Here is a 24,829-nt window from a genome sequence, read left to right as displayed (position 1 = left end):
TCAGCAGCCCTGGTTGCCGCCGGGGGCCACGCCCAGCATGCTGGTGAAGCGCAAGTAGTTGTTGATGCGGCTCTGCACCTGGCCCGGGTTGCCACCGTTGCACTCAATCGAGCCATTGATGGTGCGGATGGTCTCACCGAAGCCGTGGCCGTTGACCATGGCGCTGTGCGCGGACATGGTCCCCGCGCCGGCCTGCGTGGTCCAGAACCAGAACGCGGAGCGCCACGCGGCGTTCGCGTCACGGGCCAGCAGGTCCGGGTCGGTGTGCAGCGGCAGGCCCAGCGCGGCGCCGGCGGCGCAGTAGTTGCCGTTCCAGGACAACTGGATGGGCCCACGCCCGTAGTACCGCTTGCCCGAAACGCAGTAGCAGCCCGGCGGGCCCCACGCGCCGCAGTACTCGCCGCGGTTGATCTCCTCCACGTAGACGTAGTTGCCCGTCTCGTGGGCCGTGTTGGCGAAGAAGGCCGCCACCTCGCGCTTGCGCGTCTCCAGCGAGCCCGTGTTGGCGAAGGCCGGGAAGGTGTTCGCGGCGGCGATGAGGCTGCTGTACGTGTAGAAGGGGTTCCGGTTCGGGAACATGCTGTTGAACATGGACTCGCTGAGGATGGCCCCCAGCCCCGTACCGGGGTTTCCACCGCCGCCATCCACGCGGTCGAGCGTCCACCGCTGGTTCGTGCGTTGCTCGTAGGGGTACTGCACCAGCTCCGTGCCGTCGGCCGTGTTGCCCCAGTACACGTCGATGGCCATGTCCGTGTGGCGCGCGCGGATGCTGAACTCGTTGCCCACTTCCTTCACGAAGCGGAACTGCTGGTTGGCGCCGCCGCCGTAGCTCCACTGGTGGACGAGCGCGTTCGCCGCGGTGCTCACCTCCTTGATGTCGAGCGCCTTGTTGCTGTTCACGTTGAGGATGCTGAAGTAGCCGCCCGACGTGGGCGTGACGCGGAAGCGCTGCGCGTTGGTGTTGTTGCACGTCCACTGCTGCACCTTGGCGCCGTCCGCCGTGCTCGACGAGGCGACGTCGATGCACTTGCCCGTCATCACCGAGCGGATGATGTAGGTGCCCTCGGTGACGTTGTCGACGATGGCGGCGCCCTCCACCTGGCCCACCGGTTCGGCGCCGGGCGCCGGCTCCGCGCCGCCACAGCCTCCCAGGGCGCTCAGGCCGCCACAGATTCCCAGCAGGGCCAGACTGCGAACCACGAACTTGCCAGACATACACATGCTCCTTGCGGACGAGGGGTGCGGGCGCTCCGCCCGGGGATGGCGGAGGCCCGGGCTCCGAAGTCAGAGCCGCAAGGACTGTACGGCAAGCGGTAAAATCTGAATAATCGGACAGTCGCGCTTCGTGCCAAGCGTTGAGCAGCGGACGCGCGGCGGCGGGTCAGGCTTGTGACTGGGCCGCGGGGACGACCTGGGGCGGCAGCGCGTCCGGCAGCTCGTCCTCCACGGCGCGCACCCGGGGGGCGGACCAGGCCAGTACGACGCACGTCGCCAGCATCAGCCCCAGGACGATGTAGAGCAGGGCGATGCCCCGGCCCGGGCCGGTGCCCAGCACCTGTCCGACGCTGCTGGCCAAAGCGCCGTCCGGCGCCATCAACGGGTCGAAGAGCTTGTCCGTCAGCGGGCCCGCGAGCAGGGCCGCGATGGGCGGGGCGCTCAGGGCCAGCATCCGGCGCGTGGCGAACACGCGGCCCTGGATGGCGGGGGGCACCTTGCTCTGCCAGATGGCTTGTGAGCACCCCATGGCCACCGGCGCGGTGAACATGAAGACGAAGGCGGCGCACGCGACGACGAACACGCTGGCCGGAAGCGCGGCCGCGAGCAGGGCCAGCCCCGCGATGAGCTCGGCGCCCAGCACGCCCTGGATGCGCCGCTTCGGGCCGCCCCAGACGCCCATGGTGATGCCGCCCATCACCATGCCGACACCGGAGCACGACACCACCCAGCCCAGCGTCGTCGGGTCCGTGAAGCTCAACACCAGGGGCGTAATCAGCACCGTCACCAGGACGGAGACCAGGTTGACGGCGGAGCTGAAGGCCAGCAGCCCCAGCAGGCCCTGGCGCTCCCGGATGAAGCGCCAGCCCAGCGCGATGTCCGTCCAGAGCGACTTCCGGGCCGCCGCCTGCGTGGCGTCCAGCTCGGGCTGGGGAATGCGCACGCACAGCAGGGTCCCCAGCGCGAAGACGTAGGTGGCGAGGTCGATGAGCAGCACGCCCTGGAGCCCCAGGCGCACCACGAGCACGCCCGCCATGGCGGGGCCCAGGAGCTGGCCGGCGCTCATCGCCAGCTCCACCATGCCGTTGGCCCGGCCCAGGTTCTCCTTGGAGACCAGCAGGGGCGTGGTCGTGGAGAAGGCCAGCACGCGGAAGGTGCTGGCGGCGGCGCCCATGGCGAGCGGCAGGTAGAAGTGCCAGTTCCGCAGCGGCCACAGGCCGGCGCTGTCCGCGGAGACCAGACCCCACATCAGCAGGATGGAGGTCATGGCCCCCAGGTCCGCCAGCAACATCACCCGCTGGCGGTTGCTGCGGTCCACGAAGGACCCCGCGACAGGGGCGAGCAGTACCATCGGGAGGAACCCGAAGAAGGAGGCCAGCGAGTACTCCGTGACCGAAGCGCTGTTCTGGTAGACGAAGACGCCCACCGAGAACTGGGTGAGCCCTGTCCCCAAGGACGAGACGAGCTGCCCCAGCCAGATGAGGCTGAAGACGCGGGCGGGTTGGGTGGCGATGCGCCTGCTCGAAGAAGCCATGCCGTCAGCGGGCCTTCCGTGAATGGGTGCCACTCAGTGTCGGATGCGCGTCCGGCGTCGCGTGAGCACGTCCAGGACGTCCCTCTACCGGGTGCCATTGGCGTGGCGGAATCTTTTTATCAGGAACCGCTATCGCTGTAATAATCGATCTTATCGTTTATATGGACAAGCAGGCAACGGCGGTGGCACAAGCGCCTTTGTATCGAGGGGGGCGCTCAGGCGCGGTACGAGCGTGCTTCCTCTTCCGGGCGAAGCGGCACGCTGTCTCGGGGAGGCTTGACCGGAAGGTATTACCGGGGGTTCTCCGTGCTCAGTCTGGCGTTGTGGCCGTGTGTCAGCCCGGGCCGTGTCCTGAGCAGGAGAAGACATGACCGAGCACATCGAGCCGCGGGCTCACCGTTTCCCCACCCTGGTGGACGTGTTGTGTCAACGCGCCGAGTCCCAAGGCGACGCGCTGCTGTATCGCTTCCTGGAGACAGGAGACGTGGACGGCCCGGTGGAGGAGTGGAGCTACCGGCGGCTGGATTCACGGGCGCGCTCGCTGGGGGCTCGGCTGCGTGCCCTGGGGGCGCAGGGGGAGCGGGCGCTGCTGCTCTACCCGCCAGGGTTGGAGTTCGTCGCGGGCTTCATGGGCAGCCTCTACGGCGGCGTCATCGCCGTGCCGTGCTACCCGCCGGACCCCACGCGCCTGGACCGCACCTTGCCCCGCCTGCGCGCCATCGCGCGTGACTGCGGCGCGCGGTATGTGCTGACGACCACCTTCATCCAGGAGATGGCGGAGTTCCTCACGCCGCAGGCGCCCGAGCTGGGGGAGCTGCAGTGGATCGCCAGCGACGCCGTCCCTGAGTCCGAGGCCGCCGGCTGGAAGCGCCCGGAGCTGACGCCTGACTCATTGGCCTTCCTGCAATACACGTCGGGGTCCACGGGCAACCCGAAGGGTGTCAAGGTCAGCCACGCCAACATCCTCCACAACGAGTCGTTGATTACGCGTGACTTCGGCTTGCAGGCGGAGCGCTCCGTCGGCGTTGGCTGGCTGCCCATGTTTCATGACATGGGTCTCATCGGGAAGGTGCTCCAGCCGCTCTACCTGGGGTTCCCATGCGTGCTGATGTCACCCATTGCGTTCCTCCAGCGGCCCCTGCGCTGGCTGGAGGCCGTCTCCCACTTCAAGGGGACGTGCAGCGGCGGGCCCAACTTCGCGTATGATTTGTGCGCGCGGAAGGCCCGCGCCGAGGACGTGGCCCGCCTGGACCTGAGCCACTGGGACCTGGCCTTCAACGGCGCGGAGCCCGTGCGGCGCGAGACGATGGAGCGCTTCGCGGAGACCTTCGCGCCCGCGGGGTTCAAGCGCGAGGCCTTCTATCCCTGCTACGGCCTGGCCGAGGCGACGCTCATCGTCAGCGGCGGTGTGAAGGGCACGCCCTGCGTGCAGGCGCGTTTCGACACCGCCGCGCTGGAGCTGGGCCGCGCGAAGCTGGCGCCGGACGTGGCGGAGGGCCCCGCGGCGCGCACGCTGGTGTCGTCCGGACAGGGCGCGCCAGACCAGCGGCTGCTCATCGTGGACCCGGAGACGCGCACGCCCCGGGCGCCTCACGAGGTGGGCGAGGTGTGGGTGTCCGGCCCCAGCGTGGCGAATGGGTATTGGGATCGCCCGGAGGAGACGGCGCACGCCTTTGGCGCGCGGCTCGCCAGCGGCGAGGGCCCGTTCCTGCGCACCGGCGACCTGGCCTTCCTGTCGCCGGAGGGGGAGCTGTTCATCACCGGCCGGCTCAAGGATCTGCTCATCGTCCGGGGCCGCAACCTGTACCCGCAGGACCTGGAGATGACCGCGGAGCGCGCGCACCGCGCGGTGCGGCCCGGGTGCAGCGCCGCCTTCTCCGTGGAGGTGGAGGGGGAGGAGCGGCTGGTGGTGGTGTCCGAGGTGGACGTCCGCGAGGGCTTCGATGGCGCGGCGGTGGTGGGCGCCCTGCGCAGCGCGCTCGCCGACGAGCACCAGGTGCACGCGCACACGGTGGTGCTGCTCCAGGCCCGCAGCATCCCGAAGACGTCCAGCGGCAAGATTCAGCGGCGGGCCTGCCGTGACGGCTTCCTGGCGGGCACGCTGGAGGTGGTGGAGCTCTCGGGCGAGGAGGCCGCGCCGGTGCCGGACACCGCGCCCGCGGCGCCGCTGCGCGAGCGCCTGTCCCTGGCGGCCGATGACGCGCGCCCGGCCCTGCTGGAGGACTTCCTCCGCGTGGAGGCCGCGCGGGTGCTTCGCGCGGCGCCCGCGTCCCTGGCGCCGGACACGTCCCTGGCCAGCCTGGGGTTGGACTCGCTGATGGCGCTGGAGCTGCACGGCCGGCTGGAGGAGGAGCTGGGCGTGTCACTGCCCGTGGCGTTCCTCTGGCAGCACCCGACGCTGGGCGCCGCCGCCGCGCACCTGGTGGAGGCGTGGAAGGGCGCCGCCGCGCCCGCCGTGCCGCCGCTGAAGGCGGGCCCGTTGGACGGGGAGCTGCCGCTGTCGCCCGGCCAGCAGCGCCTGTGGTTCCTGGACCGGCTGGTGCCGGAGAGCCCGCTGTACAACGTCCACTTCCAGCTCCGGCTCTCCGGGGCGCTGGACGTCCCCGCGCTGGAGCGCGCGCTCCAGGGGCTCGTGTCGCGTCACGCCGTGCTGCGCGCGGCCTTCCCCGAAGTGGAGGGGCAGCCTCGCCAGCACCTGTCGCCCTCGCGCCCGTTGGAGGTGGCCCACGCCGACCTGCGCGCGTTGCCAGCGGCGGAGCGTGAGGCGCAGGTGGGGCAGCTCGCCCGGACCCAGGGGGAGACGCCGTTCCAACTGGCCGAAGGCCCGCTGGTGCGCGCGGCGCTGGTGGCGCTGGAGGACCAGGAGCACGTGCTCCTGATGACCCAACACCACATCGTCACGGACGGCTGGTCCATTGGCGTGCTGGCCCGGGAGCTGGCCGCGCTGTACCGCGCGGAGGTGTCGGGCGGGGCCGCGGCGCTGGGCGCGCCCGCGTTGCAGTACGTGGACTACGCCCGTTGGCAGCGTGGCCTGGAGGGCGCACTGGATGGGCAGCGCGCCTACTGGGCCCGGAAGCTGGAGAACCTGCCGCGCCTGGAGCTGCCCACGGACTTCCCCCGCCCGCGCGAGCCGGGCTTCCGCGGCGCGCTCCACCGCTTCACGTTGCCCGCGGACCTCGTGGAGTCGCTCAAGGGGGTGGGGCGCGGCGAGGGCTGCACCTTCTTCGTCACGCTCTCCGCGGCCTGGGCGGCGCTGCTGCACCGCTACAGCGGCCAGGACGACTTCGGCCTGGGCACCATCTTCGCCCAGCGGGACAGGGCGGAGCTGCGCGAGGTGGTGGGCTTCTTCGCCAGCACGCTGGTGCTCCGCGCGGACGTCTCCGGTTCGCCCCGCTTCCGCGAGCTGCTCGGCCGCATGCGCCGCACCTTCCACGAGGCGCTGGCGAACGCGGACCTGCCCTTCGAGGAGGTGGTGGGCGCGGCGCGCGCGGCGCGCGGCGGTGACAATCCGCTGTTCCAGGCGAACCTGGTGTTGGAGAGCCTGCCGCCGGTGGACATGGACGTGCCGGGCATGCAGTGGCGCCCGGTGCTGCCCGTGCCGGACGGCGCCGTGGAGGGCACCGCGAAGTTCGACCTGCAGCTCGCGGTGGTGGAGACGGCGCGAGGGCTGGACGCGGCGCTGGAGTACCGCACGGACCTCTTCACGCCCGCGACGATGGCGCGGCTCGCCGGCCACCTGGAGGCCCTGCTGCGAGGCATCGTCGCCACGCCGGACGCGCGCGTGGACGACCTGCCGCTGCTCGACGAGGCCGAGCGCCGCGCGCTGCTGGTGGACTGGAACGACTTCACGGCGCCGCTCTCTCCAGAGCCGTCGCACTGCATCCACGCGCAGTTCCGTGAGCAGGCCGCCCGCACGCCCGACGCCGTGGCGGTGGCCGCCGAGGATGGGGCGCTCACCTACGCGGAGCTGTCGCGCCGCGCCTCCGCGCTGGCCTTGCACCTGCGCGGCCTGGGCGTGGGGCCCGAGGTGCGCGTGGGCCTGTGCGCCGAGCGCTCGGTGGAGATGGTGGTGGGGATGCTCGGCATCCTCGAGGCTGGCGGCGCCTACGTGCCGCTGGACCCGGACTATCCCCGGGAGCGGCTGACATACATGCTGGAGGACTCTGGCGCGCGCGTGCTCGTCACGCAGTCGCACCTGGCGGGCACGTTGCCCGTGGCCGGCCTCCACGCCGTGCTGCTGGATACGGCGGAGCCCTATGCCGCATCGCCGGCGTCTCCGCTGGCCCAGGGGACCACGCCCGACAACGCGGCGTATGTCATCTACACGTCCGGCTCCACGGGCCGCCCCAAGGGCGTGGTGGTTCCGCATGGGAGCGTGGCCAACTTCTTCGCGGCCATGGACGTGCGCGTGGGCCACTCGCCCGCGGGCGCGTGGCTGGCCGTCACCAGCATCTCCTTCGACATCTCCGTCCTGGAGTTGCTGTGGACGCTCACCCGTGGCTTCAAGGTGGTGGTGCAGGGGGAGGGGGGCTCGCTCAAGGCTCCCGCGCGCGCCGCGGGGGCCCGAAAGCGCCCCATGGACTTCAGCCTCTTCTACTTCGCGGATGACGCGGAGGCGTCGCGTGGGGAGAGCAGCTACAAGCTGCTCATGGAGGGCGCGAAGTTCGCGGACACCCACGGCTTCGCGGCGGTGTGGACGCCGGAGCGCCACTTCCACGCCTTCGGTGGCCTGTACCCCAACCCCTCGGTGGCGGGCGCGGCCGTGGCCGCCGTCACGAAGCGGGTGGCCATCCGCGCCGGCAGCGTGGTGCTGCCGCTCCACCACCCGGTGCGCGTGGCGGAGGAGTGGTCCCTGGTGGACAACCTGTCCGGCGGGCGCGTGGGCATCTCCGTGGCGTCCGGCTGGCACGCCAACGACTTCGTCTTCGCGCCGGAGAAGTACGAGAAGCGCCGCGAGCTGATGATGGAGGGCATCGACACCGTGCGCCGGCTGTGGCGCGGGGAGACGGTGCGCTTCCCGGGCGGAGGTGGCGCCCAGGTGGACGTGAAGCTGCGTCCCCGGCCGGTGCAGGCGGAGCTGCCCGTGTGGCTCACCGCCGCGGGCAACCCGGAGACGTTCATCACCGCGGGCCGCATGGGGTGCAACATCCTCACGCACCTGCTGGGGCAGACGTGGGAGGACCTGGAGAAGAAGCTGGGCCTCTACCGTCAGGCCTGGCGCGACGCGGGCCACGCGGGCGAGGGCCACGTCACCCTCATGCTGCACACCTTCATCGGCGAAGACGCTGCGAAGGTGCGCGAGGTGGTGGAGCAGCCCTTCCGCAACTACCTCAAGAGCTCCGCGGACCTCATGCGCGGCCTGGGGAGCACGCTGGGCATCGACATGAACTCGGCCACGGAGGCGGACCTGGACCGGCTGGCCGGTCACGCCTTCGACCGCTACTTCGAGACGAGCGGCCTGTTCGGCACGCCCCGCTCGGTGCGCGAGCGGATTGGCCAGCTCCAGGAGCTGGGCGTGGACGAGGTGGGTTGCCTCATCGACTTCGGCATCCCCGCCGACACGGTGCTCGCCAGCCTGCCGCTGCTGGACGAGGTGCGGCAGCGCTGCGTGCGTGACAGCCGCCGCGCGGGCACTGCGAAGTCCATCCCCGAGCAGCTCCGGGAGCATGGCGTGACGCACTTGCAGTGCACGCCGTCCCTGGCGCGCGCGCTGCTGGCCGAGCCCGAGTCCGCCGAGGCCCTGGGCAACCTGCGCCGCTTGATGGTGGGCGGCGAGGCCCTGCCGGGGGCGCTGGCCGCGTCGCTGCGGCAGGCGCTGCCGGCGTCCGCCGAACTGCTCAACATGTACGGCCCCACGGAGACGACCATCTGGTCCTCCACCGCGCGCGTGGCGGCGGAGGAGACGGCGGCCGTCGTCTCCATCGGCACGCCGCTCCTGCGCACGCGCTTCTACGTCCTGGACGCGCTGCTGCGGCCGGCGCCCGTGGGCGTGGCGGGGGAGCTCTACATCGGCGGCTCGGGCGTGGTGCGCGGCTACCTGGGGCGCCCGGAGTTGACGGCGGAGCGCTTCATCCCGGATGCCTGGTCCAACGAGCCCGGGGCGCGGCTGTACCGCACGGGCGACCGCGCCCGGTGGCGGGCCGACGGCACCATGGAGTTCCTGGGCCGCGTGGACTACCAGCTCAAGGTGCGTGGGTTCCGCATCGAGGCGGGCGAAATCGAGGCGGCGCTCACCGCGCAGCCCGCGGTGCGAGAGTCGGTGGTGGTGGCGCGTGAGGACGTGCCCGGCGACGTGCGGCTCGTGGCCTACGTGGTGCCCCAGTCGGGCGCGGCGGTGGACGTGGCCGCGCTCCGCGACGCCCTGGCGCAGCGGCTGCCCGAGCACATGGTTCCATCGCTCGTGGTGGAGCTGCCCGCGCTGCCGCTGACCCCCAACGGGAAGGTGGACCGCAAGGCGCTGCCCGCGCCGAACGTGGTGCGCTCCGCGAAGGCGGCCTTCGTGGCGCCCCAGGGACAGCTCGAGGAGCAGATTGCCCAGGTGTGGCGCTCCGTCCTGCGCGTGGAGCAGGTGGGCGTGCACGACAACTTCTTCGACCTGGGGGGCCACTCGCTGCTGATGGTGCAGGTGCACGCGCAGCTCAAGTCGGTGCTGGGACAGGACCTGCCCCTGCTGAAGCTGCTGGAGCACCCCACCATCAGCACCCTGGCCCGATTCGCGCGGCAGGACGCCGGGGCCGGACAGTCCCAGGTCGAGGCCGCGCAGGACCGGGCCAAGCGCCAGTTGGAGAGCCTCAAGCGCCAGCGCCAGCGCGCCCGGAAGTAATCTCCGGACGCGGACAGGGTGAAGTCGCGGCCACGCGCCGTCCCGGTGGAAGCCAGGGCGGCGCGTGGTGCTTGCGGGCTACGCGCGCGGCTCGGCCAGGGCCTGCTGGATGGCGCGCGCCACGGGAGGCGCCAGCGCCTCGGGGCCGTGGAGCGGGAAGGGCTCCCTGGATATCAGGACCGGCTGGGCCATGAAGCGCGGCCGGGTGCCCCGGTGCGGCTGGGCGGCGTGGGCCAGGAAGGGGTGGCAGAGGTACACGGTGCCGGCCTCGCCCGTGGCCAGTGCGAGCGGACGGTGGGCGGACACGTCCAGCTTGCCCGCGAGCTCCATGAAGGACATCCCCGCGTCTCCCGCCGGCTCAAGCACCCGCGCGACGTCCCGGTGCGAGCCCACGCGGAGGCGGGTGGGCGCGTCGTCCTCGCCCACGTCGGAGAAGAGGAAGAGCATCAGCAGGGCGCGGCCCTTCGAGGCCACGTTCATCCGCCAGGAGAAGAAGTTGCCCGGGTCGTCTCCCGGAAAGCTGGCGTCCACGTGCCAGCCGTCGTCACCGGGCGCGTCCGGGCTGGGGAAGCGGACGGGGAAGGTGCCCAGACTGCCCCGGGGCAGCCAACGTCCCGGGCCCGCCAATTGGTCGAACGCGCCTCGAAGCCGGGACGTGTTCGCAGCGAGCCGGAAGGGCTCCTGCGCATACTCCCCGAGCCGGATGACGGGTTGCTTCCAGGTGGCCGGGTCGTCGGGCGCACAGCCCGTGTCGCGCCAGAGGTGCTCACGGCACGCGTCCGCCAGCGCTCGGGGAAAGGCCTGGTCCAGCCGGACGAAGCCCTGCTCGATGAACTGGTCCACTTCGGTTTGGGTGAGTTCCATTCGGTGTTGCCTCCTCGCGGTCCGGGGCCGCGGACGTTCGGTGCCGGGATTCCTGACGGAGCGCTCCCAAGGGAGCCGCTTGAATCAATGACAAACGCAGGTGGCCCGCGGGGCAGGTGAAGGTTGCTGTGTTCTGGAGCGGACGCAATCCCAGTCGGAGGCAGTGGTAGGCTCCGCGACGAGTCCTCGCCCACGTTTCGCCGGAGCCACGCCATGCAATGGAGAGTCTTGCCCTGCGCCCTCGCCCTGTCCCTGGGCGCCTGCTCGGAACCCGCGCCCGAGGAGCCGCGGCCCTTGAAGGTCGTTCTCTTCCCGTACATCCCAGACGCCGCGGGGGACGGCTTCGCCAGCCTCGAGCAGCGGCTCGAAGCGGACTTCGAGCGGGAGCATTCGGACATCGACGTGGACATCGTGTTCGACGCGAACCTGGACCTCTATGACCTGGATGAAGGGGGAACCCTGAATCAGCTCCTGGGCCAGGGCCCAGGGGCCGCGCAAGTGGTGGAGATCGACACGCTCATCCTGGGCGACCTCGTGACGAAGGGTTGGGTGCGGCCCGTGGCGCTGGAGTCGGGCGTCGCCCATCCCGCGGCGGAAGAGGCCGTCTCCATCTCGGGGCAGAGCTACGGCGTGCCGACCTACCTGTGCAGCTACGTCGTCTATTCGAACAGCCCGGACCTGCCCTCGGCCACGGACGGCGCGTCCCTGGTCCAGGTTCTCACCGACGTGGCGCCCGGAGTGCGTCCGCTGTCGGTGAACTACAACGGGAGCTGGACCCTGCCTTCGTCCTATCTGGATGCATGGGCGGACACGAACCCCACGGGCGCGCTGTCTCAGGCCCTGTCGCTGCCATTGGATGGGACGGCGCTGGACGCCTTCGAGGACGTGGTGCGGAGCTGCGAGCTGGAGGCGGGCGTCAACCCGTGCCTGGACGGCACGTACGCGGACAACGCCCTGGCGGAGGAGGCCTTCGCCACGGGGCAGGCCAATGGCTTCATGGGCTACACGGAGCGGCTGTTCTTCATCCGGAAGGCCAACCCGGGCATGGCGCTTCCGGAGGTCATCTCGGTGCCGCTGGGCACGGGCTCCGCGCCAGCGGTGTTCGTGGATGCGCTGGTGGTCAACGCGCAATGCACGGGGACGTGCGCCGAGGATGCGCGGGCCTTCACCGACTTCATGAAGGACCCGGCCGTGCGCAGCCTCATCGCCTTCAGCGGGGACGCGCCGCAGGGCACCACGCCGCGCTACCTGTTGCAGGCCACCCAGGCCTTCTATCAGCAGGAGCCCGCGCGCTCCGACCCGATGTATCAGCAGTATGAGCAGTTCCTGCGCGGTGTCCGACCCTATCCCAACCAGGGCTTTCCAGAGAACCGGAGGGCGCTGCAGGCGGCGCTGATGGACGCGTTGCAATAATCGGCAGGGTGTCGCCACGCGTCACGACCTTCTGGGGTAGGGTTTCCGTTTCCCTCCAGGAGGTCGTGACATGAAGGCTGCCGGCAAGCGCCCCAACTTCCTCATCATCACCACGGACGAGGAGCGCTTCCCGCCTCCCTACGAGAACGAGGAGGCCCGGCGGTTTCGTGTGGAGAATGACCGGGTCGGCCAGGAGCTCCGCGAGCATGGCATCGAGTTCCTCCGGCATCACACGGCCTCCACGGCCTGCGCGCCCAGCCGCACCACGCTCTACACGGGGCAGTATCCGTCGCTCCATGGCGTGAGCCAGACGCCTGGCATCGGGAAGTCCTCGTTCGACCCGGACATGTACTGGCTGGCGCCCAACACCGTGCCCACGTTGGGGGCGTACTTCCGGAAGGGCGGCTATCAGACGCATTACCGAGGCAAGTGGCACCTCTCCGATGAGGACATCCTCGTCCCAGGGACGCAGACGCCGCTCATGAGCAACGACGCGAGCGGTGACGTCTACCCGGAGCGCGTCGCGCTGTACGAGCAGTCCGGGCGGCTGGAGAAGTTCGGCTTCTCCGGTTGGATTGGCCCGGAGCCCCACGGCTCGTCGCAGGCGAACGACGGGACGGTGCGCGACCCGGGCTTCGCGGACCAGGTGTGCCGGCTGCTGAGCGACCTGGACCGGCAGGCAACGGCGGGTGAGGCGGCGCCGTGGCTCCTCGTGAGCTCCTTCGTCAATCCGCACGACATCGTCTTCTCGGGCCTGCCCTGGTTCACCGTGTTCAACAACCTTCAGGCGGCAGGGAAGCTGCCTGACGTGGAGCCTGCGCCGACGGCGGGCGAATCGCTCGAGAGCAAGCCGCGCTGCCAGAAGGATTACGTCTACACATATCCCCGCATGTACCTGCCGCAGCGCGACACCGCGTCGTACCGGCAGCTCTATTACTTCCTCATGGCGGAGGTGAGTAAACACATCCACCGGGTGTATGAACATCTCAAGCGGACCTCCTTCTTCGAGAACACCATCGTCGTCCTCACCTCCGACCATGGCGAGATGCTCGGGGCGCACGGCGGCATGATGCAGAAGTGGTACAATGCCTATCAGGAGACGCTGCACGTGCCGTTCGTCATCTCCAACCCGGGGTTGTTCCCGGAGCCGAGGAGGACGGAGCTGGTGACGTCGCATGTGGACCTGGTCCCGACGTTGCTCGGACTCGCCGGAATCGACGTGGACGCGGCCCGGCGGGAGCTGGCGCGAGACCACTCGGAGGCGCAGCCGCTGGTGGGGAGGGACCTGTCCGGTCTGGTGCTGGGCCGGGAGCCCGAGCGGCACGAGCCCATCTATTTCATGACCGACGACAACGTCGAGTCAGGGCTCCAGATGACCAACAACCTCACGGGCCAGGAGTACGCGGGCGTCATCCAGCCCAAGCACATCGAGACGGTGGTGACGCGCCTTCCCGAACTCACGGGCGACACGCTCTGGAAGTTTAGCTGCTACTCGGACAACCCGCGCTTCTTCGCGGGCGCGCCGGGGAACACGGACGAGGTCGCCACGGCGCGCTTCATCCCCCGTGAGTACGAGTGCTACGACCTCACGGAGGACCCGCTGGAGACGCGGAACCGGTGCAGCGCGGTGGCGGCCCAGCCCTTGCCGCAAGATGTCCGTGATGCGCTCGAGAAGGTCTTGAAGGAGCAGCGCGAGAAGAAGCGGCTGTTGCCCCAGAGCCTGAATCGGAACGCGACGACGAAGGGGCCGCTGCGGGACTGAGGTTGGCTCGCCTCGCTGGACCTTGCCCCGGACTTCCAGGGGATGAGGCGATGCAATGAAGTCTTGCATAGCCTGACGGGCCATGTGGGCCGGACTCAATCCGGCCGTGTCGACTCGGCGACTGAGCGTTCGTTTGTCGAGATGATTGTGGCCGTGGCGGGCTCCTACGGCTGGTTGGCTACGCTCAAGCTGTCATTCGATAACGTCCAGCGCGAGGGCTCCTGAGCGGGCGTTGGAGTGTCGGGGACGCCGCGACGGCCCGCCGCTGGGGAGCCAGCGGCGGGCGGCCGTCACGTCGACTCAGTAGTGTCGAGCCCGTCCACAGGTGCGCCCATGAGCGCGTCGAGGCGACGTGCTCTTGAGGACCGCACTCTGATTCCGAGGAGACCGCAGATGACCGGAGCGAAGCGCCCGTACGTGATTTGCCACATGATTCCATCCCTCGATGGGCGCATCGTCACGAAGGGCTGGAAGCTCTCGGAGCGCGCCATGGGCGAGTACGAGCGGACGGCGGAGACGTTCGACGCCGACGCCTGGATGATTGGCCGGATTTCGATGGAGCCCTACGCGGGAAAGGCGAAGGTTCCGGCCCGCAAGTCAGCGGAGCCGATTCCGAGGACGGACTTCATCGCGAAGCGTGACGCGGACTCCTACGCCATCGCGCTGGACCCGTCGGGCAAGCTGACCTGGAAGTCGGGCTCCATCGATGAAGAGCACGTCATCACCATTCTCACGGAGGAGGTCTCCGACGACTACCTGGCCTTCCTTCAGTCGAAGGGCGTCTCCTATCTGTTTGGCGGCAAGGCGGACCTGAACCTGAAGAAGGTGCTGGAGAAGCTCCGGAAGGAGTTCGGCATCAAGCGCCTGCTCCTGGAAGGTGGCGGGAAAATCAACGGCTCCTTCCTGGCCGCGGACTTGATTGACGAGCTGAGCATCCTGGTTGCGCCCATCGCGGATGGCTCCGTGGGAACGCCTTCTCTGTTCGATGCGCGCGAGGGACGGGGCCCCGTCCGCCAGCTCAAGCTGCTCTCCGCTGAGCCTCGGAAGGGCGACCTCGTCTGGCTGAGGTACAAGCTGCGTAAATAAGAACGGCGGCCCCACGGACGGCGAGCGTCACCCACGGGAGCGGGTGACGCCAGCGCTCCCCTGGGGCATGGCGCGGAGCTCGGAGGGGGGCTCGCGGCCCTGCTTCCGGTATTCATGCGCGAGCGCCTCGAGGATGTCCGGTGGTTGGATGGGGCGCCCCGCCTCACGCGCGATGAGCGCGGCCGTCAACACTACGTTTCGAATCTGGCCTCCCGCCAGGTCCGCCGTCGCCGCAAGCCGGCTCAACTCCTTGGCGGGGAGCTCGTGCGCCGTGCCCAGGTGCGAGGCCCAGAGCGCGCGCCGCTCGGCGGGTCCGGGCAAGGTGAAGTCGATGATGGCATCGAGGCGGCGCGTGAAGGCTGAATCGAACCGGCTCTTGCTGTTGCTGGTCAGGATGGCCACGCCATCGAACGCCTCGATTCGCTGGAGCAGGTAGTTCGTCTGCGCGTTGGCGAACCGGTCGTTCGAATCCTTCACGTCGGTCCGCTTCGCGAAGAGCGAGTCCGCCTCATCGAAGAGCAGGACCAGGTCGGAGTGCTCGGCCCGCGCGAAGAGCTGTGAGAGGTTCTTCTCCGTCTCACCGATGTACTTGCTCGTCACCGATGCCAGGTCCACCCGGTAGAGCGGCAGCCCGAGCTTCGTGGACAGCCAACCCGCCGCCAGCGTCTTGCCCGTGCCTGACGCGCCCATGAAGAGCGCCCGGACGCCCGAGCGATAGCGCGCCGTCGCGGAGGCGCCCAGGCCATGGACCAGGTCGTCCCGGGCGCGGCACCGCGCCAGCAGCAGCTCCAGCTCGCGCTTCACCTGGGGCACCAGGACGATGGCGTCGTCGTGGATGGCGTCCATCATCGGCTCCGCGAGCGTGCTCATGCCCTCGGCTTCCGCCACCCACGCCGCGGCGAGGACATCCTTGAGCTCGGGCGCCTGGCGTCCGTCCAGCTCCGCCTGCTGCCGCGCCAGCCGGCCAAGGTGGGCAATCCGTCCCGCGCCCTGGCGGTGTCGCCGGGCCAGCTCCTCCGCCAGCGCCGATGCGCCCAGCGAGGACTCCCACAGTGTCCGCCGCTCCTCCCTGGGTGGCCGCGGCACCGACCAGCGCAACACCGCGCGGTCCGCCGCGTCGAGCGTGCCCTCTGGACCCGTGATGGCCAGCACGGGGCCGCCGTAGTACGGCAGGCTGGGAAGCACCTTCCGCTCGCCGGGCGCGAGCTCGTGGACATGGACGGGGAGCAGTCCTCGCTGAAGCAGGAAGGGCCCCAGCCCCAGCCCCGGCTGTGGCTCTGCTCCGAGGAAGAGCGGCGCGCGCCCGAGCGCCCGAGCGACCGCGGCCGCCACAGCGCGGGTTTCAGAGAGGGCCGTGCCGCGCAGCACCAGGGTCGACCGGGGCTTGGTCGCGAGGAAGCGCGCGTGCCGGTCCACTCCCTCCATGATGGAGGGTGGCAGCGGTACGTCCAGAGGGTGGGCCGAGCCTGGCGTCGTCCCAGGCCAGGTGACCTCATGGCCGGACAGTGCCAGGAAGAGCGGCAGCGGCATGGCCAGCGTCTGTTCGCACAGGGGCAGCTCTTCCCGGAGGCGCATCAGCAGCCCGCTGCCCAGGGCCGCTCCGGCGGTGAGGAGCAGCAGTGCCTCCTGGCCCATGGGAGCGGCCGGGGCCAGCGCGCTGGACACCAGGCCCAGCGTTGGCCGGGAGGCTCCCACGGGGGCTTGAAGGTACGCGACGGCCCGGCCCACCATCGGGTCCTGCTCGACGGCCGCGACCAGGGCCACGGCCAGGAGCTCCACCAGGGAGAGCCCGAGCGCTTCGCCGAGCCTGACGAGCCCCACATCCTCGGCGCCTGGATGCGTGAGGCGCTCCCGGGCGCGCGCCACCCAGTCCTGTCCCGTTGCGTCCAGGTGCTGTCGGAGGAAGCGCAGCTCGATGGCCTCTCCATCCCCCGAGTCCTCTTGTGTGAGGGCCAACGCCGCGAGGACCGTGGTGCGAAGGGGCAGGGAGGGCGTCGTCATGCTCCGGTCTCGTCGGATTGATAGTGGTACTGGATGACGCGGGCGAGCCAGGGAACCCAGCCCGGGTTGATGTCGAGCCCCGCGCGCCGGATGCGGATATCCACCTGCGAGGCCGCGAAGACGAGGTCCAGATGGGTGCGAGTCGCGACGACGCGGCCGGGACGGAGGACGAGCGCTCTGAGTCCCATATGGGCCCGCCGTCGCGTGACTCGGCCCACCGCCAGCAGGGCACCGCGCAGCAGGAGCGTGGCGTCATCCCAGGGGAGTGGTTGCTCCAGAATCGCCGCGAGGTGACTGTCGAAGGGTGGGGGCAGCGTTCCGCCACGGGGCGTCGCGGCGAGCGGCACCCGGGTCCTCGCATCGAAGGCAATGGAGCGCCCCGTGGGTTCGCGGACGAGACGGAAGGGGGCGTGGGCGCCAACGCCTGCTTGGAATCGGAGTGGGAAGCTGAAGGCGCTGGGCACGGGCAATGGCTCCGCTGCGGCCTCCTGGATCGCGCGGAGCAGTGGGTCTGTCGAAGGGACACCCAGGCGCTCCGCGACGAGACGAAGGAAGCGCTGCGGGAGGCCGAGGTCCGCGAGGGAAGGGTGGTCCGCCAGGAACTCTTCGAGCCCCAGGGCGTTCAGCATGGGGACGAGGAAGAGCAGCCCCCCAGCGGCCGTGGGGAGCGCTTCATCCGTGACGTGGCGCGGGGACGTGTCCTGTTCCGGCGTTCCACTCGCATCGGATGTCCCGTCGTTGTCCGTGGGCGAGGCGCGTGCCGTCAGCCGCTGCGTGGGAGACGCGGTCATTCCCACTGAGGACGCGGGGATTGCAGCATCCAAGGGCCTCCTCTCCGTGCCCGAAGCGGGCGCGCCGGAGAGGGCCTCCCGTGAGAGCGGCGATGGCGACGCGTTGCCTTGCGCCACGCTCGTGTCGGGGGAGACCTCGGGCACCTCCGGCCCAGGCGCAGCCCGTGGGAGCGGCTTCCGTGGCTTCGTGAGAGGGTCCGCCGGGGACGCCTGGAGCGCCGCCAGCACCCGCCATGCCCGCGACGGAAGGCCGGGCGCGGCCACCTGTGAGGGCATGCGCGCGCAGAGGGCCACCGCGGCCAGCCACACCGCCCGGGCGTCATCGGCTCCCCAGCTCCGAGTCCAGTGTGAGAGCGTGCTCCGAAGCAACTCGGAGACCTGCTCCGCCGAACCCGCGTCGTCCAGGTGCAGCCGTGGCTCCGGGCGGGGCGACAGGTGTCCCCACCACGCCCGGACGAGCGCGGGGCCATCCTGCCAGCGCAGCGCGCCCAGCAGGGGCGCCAGCGCGCCGAGCGCTTCCAACTCGGAGACGAGCATCACCGCGGCGGCCGGGCCGGGCCGGGTCCGCAAGGCGCCGGCGAGCGCGAGGCGGAGCCCGTCATCTCGTGGCGTCCCGGGATGCAGTCCGGGAACGGCCAGCCGCCAGAACCAGGTGTCCACGGGGAGCCCGCGGGCGAGCCGCGTGGCCAGCACCACGAACGGCTCCAGTTCATCCCGGAAGTAGACCGCCTGCGCGGTGGCGGCGGACGGAGACGTGGCATGCACCGCGAGCCGCGCCAGCTCGCGCACGCGTTGCTCCACGACGAGCGAGAGCGCGGCCGGGCTGCGGTCCGCGTGAATCGTTCCGAGCGCCAGCTCGCGGATGACGAGCACCCGGCCCCCGGGGGCATCCGGAAGCGAGGCGGTGCGCAGCGCGTCCTCCAGGAGGACGGCCCCTCGCTGGACCAGCGCGCGGCTCGGGGCCGCGAGCTTCACCTGGCGCACCCGCCGTTCCGAGGTCACCGGCGCAGGGTCCGGCGCGGCGTCGGGAGCAGGCCGCCTCGCTGCTCGGGCTCGGAGAACTTCGCGACTGTCTTCTCCGCGAGGTTCACGCTCGCCGCGCTCGTGGAGAAGACGCGCGCGCGGGCCGTGCCGGTCCCCAGGTCCTCCACCACGGCCTGGACCGTGTGGCCGCCGGAGGCGAGCAGCACATGGGTGCCCACGCGGATGCGCGCAGGGTCCACGTGCAGGTCCAGCACCGTGCCCACCCTGGCGGGGGCGGGCTTCGGCAGGTGCCCGGCGACGATTTCTCCCACCGGCGCGTGGCTGGCGAGCAGCAGCGCCGAGCGCACCAGGTCGTTCATCAGCGCCACGGCCTCGGTCCGCGACGGGTTCATCTGGGCGAACAGCCAGTCCACCAGCTCCTGAAGCTGGCGCCGCCCCGTGACTTCCAGCGTGTTCCACTGGGGCAGCAGGCCCAGGTCCCGCAGGTCCCACGGCGCGTCATATTCGCTGAGCAGCGACGCCCACTCCATCCGGACGCGTGGCGGCACCTCGCCGAAGAGGAAGTAGAGGTACGTGGCCACCTTGGCGAGGTTCTCCAGCTCGCGGGCCGCGGCCTGCGCGATGTCGGGCCGCCCGTGCGCGGTGTCCATCAGGTCGCCGAACGAGGTGATGGGCTCCGCCAGCTTCACCAGCTCCGCCCAGCCGCGATGGACGAGGCTGGCCAGCTCCAGGTTGGCGGTGACGACCCGGGCCTGGGAGACGCGCTGGCTCTGCGCCGTGAAGACCCGGCTGACGCCTTCACCCGAGCGGCTGGGCGCGCGGGTTATCTGTGGCAGGGCGGGAGGCACGCGCACGGTGGCGCGTTGCCGGGCCGCTTCCAGGGTCCGCTGGACGAGGTCCAACCGGTCCAGGCGCTGGAACAGCGCGGGCCCCTGCGCGAACCAGGCCAGCGGGGCGTCTCGGAGGAGCTGGAGGAGAGCCCAGAGCTCCGGAGGCGCGGCCCGCGTCTCCGCCAGCGCCGCGGGCAGCTCCGACTCGTAGATGCCCGTATCCAGCGCGCGGACGGGGGTGGCCCGGTCCATGACCTGCTCTCGGGGGCGGTGGAAGACGAGGAAGCGAACGTGCTCGCGCAGCACCTGGGTGCGCCGGGTGTTGATGCGTTGCAGCCGGGCCTGCTCCTCGGCCAGGAGCGCGCGCGCCACCATGACGTCCTGGCGCGACTCGGCGACCTCCGTGCCAATCACCGTCAGGCGCGCGCCGCCCCGGCTCTCATGCGCCTGGAGCACGCCCACCAACTGCCCGCCTTCTTCCAGCGCCTCCTTGTACCGCAGGACCCGGTCCTCGAGGTTCCGCAGCACGGCCAGCACGTCCTCGAGCTGGGCCACGGACATGGAGAAGTAGGTGGCCTCGTCCGCGCGCTCGGGCACCCGGGGCGCCACGTACTCGGTGAACACCTGGCTCCAGTCCTCCGTGGTCAGCACGCGCAGCTCGCTCAACGGAACGTTGATGCGCTCCTCCGGGATGGGCGTGGGCGTTGGCTCTCCAGTCACCGGTGGCACGCGCGACCTCCGCCACGGTGGCACCTTCACGTTGGGGACCTGCACGCCCTCCAGGCGGAACTCCATGCCGGAGAGCAGCCGGAACAGCTTCCCGAGCACCTCCCGCTTGATGGCCATGGCCGAGTGAAGCGTGCCGATGACGGGAGAGACTCTCAGGAGCCGGTCCCTGAGGTTGGTGGGCTCCAGGAAGCGGACCGTGGACCAGTTCACCTTGCGCTTCGCGTTCAGGACTCCGATGAACTTCTCCACGTCCGTCAACGTGGCGACGCGTGTCTCGGCCTGGGCGACGTCGGTCAGCACGGGAGACGCCGTCATCACCGCGGAGGCGGTGCTGCCCAGCATGAGCTGGCGGACGCGATGGATCTCCGACTGGACCTGAAGGAAGGCCGCGTCCACGGCCTCGTCCACCCGCTGGATGCGGTCGGACAGGTCGCGCATCAGCCCGCGTAGGCCCAGCTTCCGCTGGGTGGTCTGCAGGGGCGAGCGCACCGGCCGATGCCAGAGCAGGTTCTCACGCGCCCTGACAATCACATCCAGGTGTTCACCCCGGCGGATGGCCGCGGGCGCGGAGCGCGCCACCTCGGTGCCGAGCGTCTTCCAGGGCGTCCAGGTGGTGCCGTCGAACCGGGCGTACAGGATGCGTCCGTTGACCGCGCGGGACAGGACGTCCAACACGCCCTTGCCCGGCGCGGACAGCGCGGCGGTGAGTGAATGGCCGCTGCCCAGGTCCTTCCAGTCGCTCCACACCAGGCCGTCGAAGCGGCGGTGCAGCAGGGAGCTGCCGGTGAGCGCGACCAGGTCCACGGTGCCGTCATCCGGTGAGGCGCAGGCCTTGAGCCAGCGGAACTCCCGTCCCACGGAGTGGTCCGTCCAGACCTCCGTGCCCTGCGAGGGGTCCACGGGGAGGGTGAGCTGCCGGATGTTGCGTTGGGCATCCAGGAGGAAGGCCATGAGCTGGCCGCGTGACACCACCGCCGAGATGGGCTCGCCCTTGAACGCGACCGGCGGCTCGAAGGGCTTCGGCCGGATGACGCGCGTGGCGGTGACGGTCATCCACCAGAGCGAGAGAACATCTCCGCGGAGCGCCTGGTAGAAGACGTCCGTGCGTCCCTCGGAGGGGGACACCGCGGCCGCATCGCCCATGACGCCGCTGGCCAGCATGCGCGGGCTGCTCCAGGACTGATTGCCGAGGCGGGTGTCCAGGTAGGTGTTGTGCAGGTTGCCCTGCTCGTCCCGGAAGTAGACGTCCAGCCGCCCGCGCGGCCACATCGCCACCACGGGGATGGATCGCGACCGGACGCGCCCCTGAAGCACGGGCGTCACCTTGCTCCAGGACTGACCGTCGAAGGTCCGGTAGCCCAGCGTCCAGAACGGGCCCCGGAACAAGACGTGCGCGCGGTCCTCGGTGGAGATGACCACGGGCGCGGAGGTGAGCTGCCCGGCGAACTCCATCCGGGGCGTCGGGTCGCCCTGGGGCCGAGCCAGCAGGTCGGAGCGCGCATCGACGGCCAGGCCCCAGGACGGCTCGAAGTGGTCCTGGAGATAGACCTCGGCGGCGGGCACCGTCTCACCCTCCGTCGCGTAATCGTCTTCGGTGGGGTTCGTCGGCTCGGCGTCGGGAATGTAGCGGGCCTCGTCCGGGTCGGCTTCCGGGTCGGCCAGGGGATAGTGGTCGCCGGTGGCGCCGTACAGGGTGTCCTTGAGGGTGCTCATCCGGGCCCGCACGACGAGGCGCCGCTTCAGCCATCCGCCCAGACGCTGAAGCCCTTCCTCGATGGCGGCGAGGAAGGCGGGGTCCAGCGGCGCGTCATGCAGCAGCCCCGGCTCGTAGACGGCGCCGGGCACGGGGACGAGGATGCGAACGCGCTCCTCGCGCGTGATGTCCAGTGGCTCCAGGGCCGCGCTGGCCATGGCCACCGTATCGAGCTGCTCCAGGGGAATGGGGACCGCCTCCAGCTCGAACCGGTCAGGGAAGAAGCGCCGCGTCCAGGCGCGGTAGTCCACGGCGTCCGGAGGCAGCACGCCCACGGGCGGCAGGCGGCGGAAGTGGAGGATGGCCTTGTCCTGGGCGAGCCGCTCCGGGGGGAGCTCCGCCAGGTGGTCATTGAACTGGAGGATGCGCGCCTGCCACAGCACGGGCGAGCCGCGGGACTTCATCAGCGGCGTGCGCGCGCGTGGCAGCCCACCCGCGCGCGCCACCGCGTGCCGATCGACGAACAGCACCTCGGGGCCTGCCGGCCCCTCCTCGAAGCCCAGGAGTCCAATCGGGACGCCCAGGTGCTCCCAGGGGGCGAGCGCTCTGCTCCGGCGCCGCCGTTCCCGCTCGAAGAGGCTGTACACCAGCCTGCTGCGCCAGCGCAGGGAGTAGTCCTGCGGCATGTCCCAGCCTTCGGGCCAGCCCCAGAGCACCAGCGCCGCGCCCTCGGTGCGCACCGCGTCCTCGAACGCGTAGGCGCCCGGGTCCACCTCGCAGGCGTCCGTCTGCGAGGCCGGCGGCGGCAGCACGGACGTGGTGGGGACGAGCACCAGCACCGCGGCTCTGGGAAAGGGCAGCGGGTCCACGGGGGGCACCTCGTTGGCGAGCGCCTCCAGGGAGAACGTGGACGGCTCCCTGTGCCCCGGGAAGAGGGGAATCGCGCCCAGCGGGGCGCGGAGCTGCCGGCGGACGATGACGTCCTCGCCCGTCACGGCGATGCCGTTGCCGGGCCGGACATGGAGGAAGGTCTGCGATTCCACCCGCTCCAGGTGCACCTCCAGCCCGGCGACGATGCCCGGCGTGAGGTGCTGGCCCAGGAGCGCGAGCCGCCCCGCGCGATGTTCCTGCTCCATCGCGAGCGCGTCCGCGGACACGGCGCGTCCCGTGAAGAAGTGGGCCCTCCTGCGCCACTCGGCCTCCACGCCGAAGGGCGCCATGCGGGGCTCCACGCGGAGCACGTGCTCGTTGGCCAGGGGGTCCGCAATCGGCTTGGTAATCATCTCTCAGCTCCGCAGCGTCAGGAACGCCTCGTCGAGCGACACGCCTTCATCCAGCAGCTTCTTCAGCTCCGTCACGAACGTGGCGTAGGCCGCGGCGGTGAGCGTCATCACGTAGGCCCCGATGTCCGGCATCCGGTAGGACGCGGCCAGCGTGGCCAGGGGGACGTCCATGAGGCTGGGCTCCGCCTCGAGCCTCGCCAGGCCCTGCTGCACGTCGGCCGGGAAGCGGTTGAGCGCGGCCATGTACTCCTTGTGCTGGAGGCGCTCCAGCCGCAGCGTGAGGGAGGCCAGCCCCGCGAACTGCCACCGCGTGGTGCCGTGAGCGAGCGTGCTGAGCCGTGGGACGAGCTGGCCAATGGCCATGGCGGTGGCGCGCTGGGGCAGGGCGGAGAACTCGTCATAGAGCTCCGCCTGCCGGAGCTTCTTCACGAGCTCCTCGAAGTGCTGCTCGCCGTCGTGGTCCTCCGGCTCGGGCAACGGCTGGCCCGCCGCGGAGTGGTGGTGCGGCAGGCTGCGCCGGCAGGCGTACCAGAGGGTCCGCGACCCGGAGAGCAGCTCGCTCCACGCCGCGTCCACCAAATCCGTGACAGGCGGCTCGGTCGCGGGCTGGACCTGCCAGCGGCGCGTGAGGTCCAGCAGGGCATGCGCGGGCAGCCGCCGCGCCACCTGTCCCACGGCCGCCGCGCGGAGCTTGAGCGGCGCCGAGCGCAGCACCTCGCGCAGCCCCTCCAGCCGCTGCGCCATGCCATGCCGCGCCACGGGCACCATCACCAGGATGGACAGCGACTCCAGCGCCTCGCCCGTCCGCGTGAGGTCGATGGGGGGCAGTTGCAGCGACTCGTCGAGGATGGCGCCGAGCTCGTCCTCGGCCACCACCGTCAGCTCGACGTCCACTTCGGGCGGGAAGTAGAACTCCGTGAGGCTGCCCGCCTCGATGGCCGCCGCGGGCAGGGTCCCCGCGGCGGGCAGCGTGAAGAAGTGCTCGCTCGCGAGGAAGCGCTCGCTCTGGCCCGCCGCGCGCCGCGCCTGGAGCACCTCCTTCAGGTGCTGCTGATACTGAAGCGCGTGGGCCTCACGCAGCTCGCGCGAGGCCACGCCGAAGCCCACCACGCTGCGCTGCTCCGCGCCCACCTCACGCCGCACCAGGAAGGTGTCCAGCCAGCGGAGGGTGCCTCGGTCCAGGGCCAGCATCGCCAGCGGCAGCGCGTCCACGGGGAGGTTGCGCATCCCCGCCCCGGCGAAGATTTCATGGGCCGCGCGGCCGCGGCGCGTCTCGAAGGTGCCGCCGCCCACCGGGTCCGGGTAGGGGATGAGCGTCAGCGCCACCGCCTCGATGATGTCGCCGTCCTGCGTGGTCCGCGCGGCGCCCAGGGAGGTGGGGTACGACGCAATCGGGTTGGCCGTGTACTCCACGGGGCGCAGCACCAGCACGTACAGCCCCGAGCGGCTCCGCGCCAGCTCGCGCGGCACGGGGGCCAGCCCGAAGGCCGCGTCCAGCCGCTGAATCTCCGGGATGTCGTCCAGGCGGATGTCCGTCAAGTCACGGGGGACGACCACCAGCTCGCCGCCGGGGGTGAGCCCATGGCCCAGGCGGACGGTGAGCGTCGCGCGGTCCGGGCTGGGCGTGACGGTCAGCCCATGCATCACCCCGGTGCCATTGGCGCGGGAGAGGTCGGCCTGCCGCGTGAGGAAGTAGTTCTGCTCGCGCGTGAGGTCCTTCGCGGTGAGGAAGCGCCCGTCGAAGAAGAAGGAGCGCACGCGCCGGTCGTCGTGCACCATTGCCCGGGCGGTCTCCAGCGCTTGTGCCGTCTCCCAGGTGAG

The 24,829-nt window shown here is 70.8% G+C and carries 11 protein-coding genes; 4 read left to right on the top strand and 7 right to left on the bottom strand.

Annotated elements, in window-relative coordinates; genetic code table 11:
• The gene (locus MYMAC_RS22365) at nt 1–1,215 is read right to left on the bottom strand and encodes a glycoside hydrolase family 19 protein (RefSeq protein WP_095959569.1); all 1,215 of its coding nucleotides are present in this window, start codon (nt 1,213–1,215) and stop codon (nt 1–3) included.
• Nucleotides 1,216–1,381: 166 nt separating this feature from the next.
• Complete coding sequence (locus tag MYMAC_RS22360) at nt 1,382–2,749, bottom strand: MFS transporter (protein ID WP_095959568.1); 1,368 nt, start codon at nt 2,747–2,749, stop codon at nt 1,382–1,384.
• Between the two features lie 367 nt (nt 2,750–3,116).
• Here MYMAC_RS22360 and MYMAC_RS22355 point away from each other — a divergent pair, with 367 nt between their 5' ends.
• Entirely contained in the window at nt 3,117–9,572 is a 6,456-nt protein-coding gene (locus tag MYMAC_RS22355; RefSeq protein ID WP_095959567.1) for a MupA/Atu3671 family FMN-dependent luciferase-like monooxygenase, read from the top strand.
• 78 nt (nt 9,573–9,650) lie between these two features.
• Here MYMAC_RS22355 and MYMAC_RS22350 read toward each other — a convergent pair whose 3' ends face one another.
• Nucleotides 9,651–10,436, bottom strand: a complete 786-nt coding sequence (locus MYMAC_RS22350) for a phytanoyl-CoA dioxygenase family protein (RefSeq protein WP_095959566.1) — start codon at nt 10,434–10,436, stop codon at nt 9,651–9,653.
• Nucleotides 10,437–10,649: 213 nt separating this feature from the next.
• On the opposite strand from MYMAC_RS22350, the gene MYMAC_RS22345 reads away from it, so the two are divergent.
• The 3 genes from MYMAC_RS22345 (at nt 10,650) to MYMAC_RS22335 (ending at nt 14,697) form a co-directional block, all read left to right on the top strand.
• Nucleotides 10,650–11,849: an extracellular solute-binding protein gene (locus MYMAC_RS22345; protein ID WP_095959565.1), complete on the top strand. Its 1,200-nt coding sequence runs from the start codon at nt 10,650–10,652 to the stop codon at nt 11,847–11,849.
• A gap of 70 nt (nt 11,850–11,919) precedes the next feature.
• The gene (locus MYMAC_RS22340; RefSeq protein WP_095959564.1) at nt 11,920–13,611 is read left to right on the top strand and encodes a sulfatase family protein; all 1,692 of its coding nucleotides are present in this window, start codon (nt 11,920–11,922) and stop codon (nt 13,609–13,611) included.
• Nucleotides 13,612–14,004: 393 nt separating this feature from the next.
• Nucleotides 14,005–14,697, top strand: coding sequence for a RibD family protein (locus MYMAC_RS22335; protein WP_095959563.1), 693 nt, complete (start codon nt 14,005–14,007; stop codon nt 14,695–14,697).
• Nucleotides 14,698–14,724: 27 nt separating this feature from the next.
• Here the strand turns inward: MYMAC_RS22335 and MYMAC_RS22330 are convergent, their stop codons facing one another.
• The 4 genes from MYMAC_RS22330 to MYMAC_RS22315 are packed head-to-tail and all read right to left on the bottom strand — an operon-like array spanning nt 14,725 to nt 24,787.
• Nucleotides 14,725–16,698, bottom strand: coding sequence for an ATP-binding protein (locus MYMAC_RS22330; RefSeq protein ID WP_095959562.1), 1,974 nt, complete (start codon nt 16,696–16,698; stop codon nt 14,725–14,727).
• The gene (locus MYMAC_RS22325) at nt 16,695–18,491 is read right to left on the bottom strand and encodes a hypothetical protein (protein ID WP_239988953.1); all 1,797 of its coding nucleotides are present in this window, start codon (nt 18,489–18,491) and stop codon (nt 16,695–16,697) included. The genes MYMAC_RS22330 and MYMAC_RS22325 overlap by 4 nt, the downstream gene beginning before the upstream one ends.
• A complete protein-coding gene (locus MYMAC_RS22320) occupies nt 18,488–23,008 on the bottom strand; it encodes a DUF8189 domain-containing protein (protein WP_095959560.1) in 4,521 nt (1,506 codons plus the stop codon). The genes MYMAC_RS22325 and MYMAC_RS22320 overlap by 4 nt, the downstream gene beginning before the upstream one ends.
• 3 nt (nt 23,009–23,011) lie before the next feature.
• A complete protein-coding gene (locus MYMAC_RS22315; RefSeq protein WP_239988952.1) occupies nt 23,012–24,787 on the bottom strand; it encodes a hypothetical protein in 1,776 nt (591 codons plus the stop codon).
• Nucleotides 24,788–24,829 lie beyond the last annotated feature (42 nt).

It is taken from the genome of Corallococcus macrosporus DSM 14697 (genome assembly GCF_002305895.1).
GTDB lineage: Bacteria > Myxococcota > Myxococcia > Myxococcales > Myxococcaceae > Myxococcus > Myxococcus macrosporus.
Note: the sequence above shows the minus strand (reverse complement) of the source record. Positions and strands in the feature narration are given on the sequence as shown.

Coding starts and splice junctions, on each gene's coding strand:
- MYMAC_RS22360 (WP_095959568.1), bottom strand. CDS start 2,749: ATGGCTTCTTCGAGCAGGCGCATCGCCACCCAACCCGCCCGCGTCTTC.
- MYMAC_RS22330 (WP_095959562.1), bottom strand. CDS start 16,698: ATGACGACGCCCTCCCTGCCCCTTCGCACCACGGTCCTCGCGGCGTTG.
- MYMAC_RS22350 (WP_095959566.1), bottom strand. CDS start 10,436: ATGGAACTCACCCAAACCGAAGTGGACCAGTTCATCGAGCAGGGCTTC.
- MYMAC_RS22365 (WP_095959569.1), bottom strand. CDS start 1,215: ATGTCTGGCAAGTTCGTGGTTCGCAGTCTGGCCCTGCTGGGAATCTGT.
- MYMAC_RS22320 (WP_095959560.1), bottom strand. CDS start 23,008: ATGATTACCAAGCCGATTGCGGACCCCCTGGCCAACGAGCACGTGCTC.
- MYMAC_RS22355 (WP_095959567.1), top strand. CDS start 3,117: ATGACCGAGCACATCGAGCCGCGGGCTCACCGTTTCCCCACCCTGGTG.
- MYMAC_RS22315 (WP_239988952.1), bottom strand. CDS start 24,787: ATGGTGCACGACGACCGGCGCGTGCGCTCCTTCTTCTTCGACGGGCGC.
- MYMAC_RS22335 (WP_095959563.1), top strand. CDS start 14,005: ATGACCGGAGCGAAGCGCCCGTACGTGATTTGCCACATGATTCCATCC.
- MYMAC_RS22345 (WP_095959565.1), top strand. CDS start 10,650: ATGCAATGGAGAGTCTTGCCCTGCGCCCTCGCCCTGTCCCTGGGCGCC.
- MYMAC_RS22340 (WP_095959564.1), top strand. CDS start 11,920: ATGAAGGCTGCCGGCAAGCGCCCCAACTTCCTCATCATCACCACGGAC.